The following is a 3,210-nucleotide window of genomic DNA, read 5'->3' as shown; positions in this document are numbered from 1 at the left end:
TGGCAGGAACTCGGTTTTGCCAAAGTGCATGGCGATATACTCGATGCAGCGTGGCCGCAAGTCGATGCCAGCGCGCTGGAACAGGCTGAAATCGAAATGATGATTCAGGTGAACGGCAAACTGCGTGGCAGCATCGTCATCGCCAAGGATGCCGACAAGGCCACGATAGAAGCAGCTGCGCTGGCGAACGAAGCCGTACAGAAATTCATCGAAGGCACACCGAAGAAAATCATCGTGGTGCCGGGGAAACTGGTCAACATCGTTGCATGATCGATGGCGTTAAAGTCCACAGTATCGGGTTGAAGTATTCATAGAGGCAGGATTATCCATGCAAAAAAATCGCCGTCTTCTCTGTATCGCGCTGGCTTCCACCGTCATGCTGTCCGCATGCGGCTTCAAACTGCGCGGGACTATCCTCGGCAACGATCTGCCCTTCAAATCGATGTATATCGCCGTCCCGGAAACATCGACGCTGGGTAACGAATTGCGCCGTTATATACGCGGCAGCGGCGAACTGGAAATCAAGGAACGCCCAGAAGAGGCGGAAGCCATCCTCGACCTCACGAATGAAACTCGCGAAAAAGTCATTCTGTCCCTGAACAGCCAGGGCCGTGTGCGTGAATACGTGCTGTATTACCGCGTGACCATACGCGTGCGCGACAACAAGAATATCGAACTGATGCCGTTGACGCAGATCTCGCTCAAGCGCGATCTTAGCTATAACGAAAACCAGGTGCTGGCAAAAGAAGCCGAAGAAGCCATGCTGTATCGCGACATGCAATCGGATCTGGTGCAACAGATCCTGCGTCGCATCGCAGCCATCAAGCCGGTGGACAGCGCAACCGCAAAATAATGCAAAGCCATATTTATGCAACTGCGCATTGATGCTCTCGCCACGCATTTGACCAAGCCGCTGGCCGGCTTGTATGTCATCACGAGCGACGAACATCTGCTGGCACTGGAAGCGGCCGACAAGATACGCCAGACAGCGCGCGCGCAAGGTTTTTCCGAACGCGAAGTGCTGGTGGTCGATCGCAGTTTCAAATGGGGCGAACTGCTGGCCGCCAATCAGTCGCAATCACTGTTCGGCGACAAAAAGTTGATAGAACTGCGCATCCCGACCGGCAAGCCGGGCAAGGACGGCGGCAAGGCCTTGCAGGATTATGCCGCCTCACTCAGCCCGGATAACGTCACGCTGATCACCTTGCCGAAACTGGATTGGGCGACGCAAAAAGCAGCCTGGGTTGCGAGCCTGCAGCAAGCCAGCGTGTTCATCGATATTCCACTGGTCGAACGCGCGCAATTGCCGGCATGGTTGGGCGTACGGCTGGCAGCGCAAGGACAAAGCGCCGATCGCGCCTGTCTGGATTTCATTGCCGAACGGGTCGAGGGCAATCTGCTCGCCGCACATCAGGAAATCCAGAAGCTCGCACTGCTGTATCCGGCAGGCCCGCTGAATTTCGAGCAGGTACACGATGCAGTGCTGAATGTGGCACGCTACGATGTCTTCAAGCTGAACGAAGCGATGCTGAGCGGCGACACCGCCCGCCTGGTACGCATGCTGGAAGGTTTGCAGGGCGAAGGCGAAGCGTTGCCGCTGGTGTTGTGGGCGGTGGCTGAAGAAATCCGCACCTTGCTGAAATTGAAATCCGGCATGGCGCAAGGCCGCCCTTTGAGCCAGTTGACGAAAGAACATCGCATCTGGGGCCCGCGTGAACGCCTGATCGAACCGGCTTTGCGCCGTTTGAAACTGGCTACGCTGGAAAGCGCGCTGCAGGAAGCCGCACAAATCGATAAGATGGTGAAAGGTTTGCGCGCCAAGAAGTTTTCCGGCGATGCCTGGGATGCGATGCTGCAGCTGGGATTGAAGATCGCACGCGGCTAGCAGAACGGCAACAGCACTTGCGATCGCACATCATGCGACCATATAGATGTTGCAAACCAGACGGCAACATGCCGCACAGAATTCGTTTCACAGTTTCAGGTTTTATTCATTGATCAATCGTAGTACCCATCATTCCTGAGCAAAATGGACATCAAGCAATACATGAAAGAAGTCGGTCAGCGCGCCCGCAAAGCATCGCGTGCGATGGCCAAAGCCGATACGGCTGCCAAGAATCAGGCTTTATCGCTGATCGCGGCGGCAATCCGGCGCGATGCGGAAATACTGCGTGTCGCCAATCAAAAAGATCTGGATGCTGCACGCACCAACGGTCTGGCACCGGCCATGCTGGATCGCCTCACGCTGTCCGACAAGGCAATCGCCACCATGGCCGAAGGCCTGGAGCAGATCGTCTCCCTGCCCGATCCTATCGGTGAAATATCGAACATGAAATATCGCCCGACCGGCATTCAGGTTGGCCAGATGCGCGTACCGCTGGGTGTAATCGGCATCATTTACGAAGCACGGCCCAATGTAACGGTAGACGCGGCAGGCTTGTGCATCAAGAGCGGCAACGCAACAATCTTGCGCGGCGGTTCGGAAGCGATCCATTGCAATCAGGCGCTCGCGAAACTGGTCAGTGAAGGCCTGGCCGGCGCCGGCTTGCCAGCCGATGCGGTACAGATAGTCGAAACCACCGATCGCGCTGCCGTCGGCGAACTGATCACGATGCCGGAATACGTCGATGTGATCGTGCCGCGCGGCGGCAAAGGCCTGATCGAACGCCTGATGAAGGAATCCAAGGTGCCGATGATCAAGCATCTGGATGGCATCTGCCATGTGTATATCGACGACAAGGCAGATCCTGCCAAGGCACTGGATATTTCATTCAATGCAAAATGCCATCGCTACGGCACCTGCAACACAATGGAAACTCTGCTGGTGGCGCGTGCAATTGCACCGAGCATCCTGCCTGCACTGGCCAAACTGTATGCGACCAAGGATGTGGAATTGCGCGGCGACGACGAAGCACGCGCCATTCTGCAAGGTTATGCGCACCTGGCCGCAGCCAGTGCGGAAGACTGGAGCACCGAATATCTGGACGCGATCCTGTCCGTCAAGATCGTCGCCGACATGGATGAAGCCATTGACCACATCAACACGTATTCATCCAAGCACACCGACTCCATCGTCACCGAAGATTACACACGGGCAATGCGTTTCCTGCGCGAAGTCGATTCGGCTTCAGTGATGATCAATGCATCGACGCGCTTTGCAGACGGTTTTGAATATGGTTTGGGTGCGGAAATCGGCATCTCGAACGACAA

Annotated in this window: 3 protein-coding genes and 1 pseudogene; all 4 read left to right on the top strand. The window is 56.0% G+C overall.

Translation table 11 applies throughout. The annotated features are described in order from the left end of the window. Positions 1 to 270: pseudogene (gene leuS, locus ABWP27_RS12645) on the top strand (leucine--tRNA ligase); the annotation flags it as partial. A 58-nt stretch (positions 271 to 328) separates the two neighbouring features. Further along, positions 329 to 853, top strand: a complete 525-nt coding sequence (locus tag ABWP27_RS12640) for an LPS-assembly lipoprotein LptE (protein ID WP_353157434.1) — start codon at positions 329 to 331, stop codon at positions 851 to 853. Between the two features lie 15 nt (positions 854 to 868). Further along, the gene (gene holA, locus ABWP27_RS12635) at positions 869 to 1,885 is read left to right on the top strand and encodes a DNA polymerase III subunit delta (protein WP_353157431.1); all 1,017 of its coding nucleotides are present in this window, start codon (positions 869 to 871) and stop codon (positions 1,883 to 1,885) included. Positions 1,886 to 2,029: 144 nt separating this feature from the next. Beyond that, positions 2,030 to 3,210 (top strand): glutamate-5-semialdehyde dehydrogenase (locus ABWP27_RS12630; protein WP_353157428.1); only part of this gene is annotated, 1,181 nt, incomplete at its 3' end.

The sequence above is a fragment of the Herminiimonas fonticola genome (assembly GCF_040395855.1).
GTDB classification, from domain to species: Bacteria; Pseudomonadota; Gammaproteobacteria; order Burkholderiales; family Burkholderiaceae_D; genus Oxalicibacterium; species Oxalicibacterium fonticola_A.
This window is presented reverse-complemented; position numbering and strand designations above follow the sequence as displayed.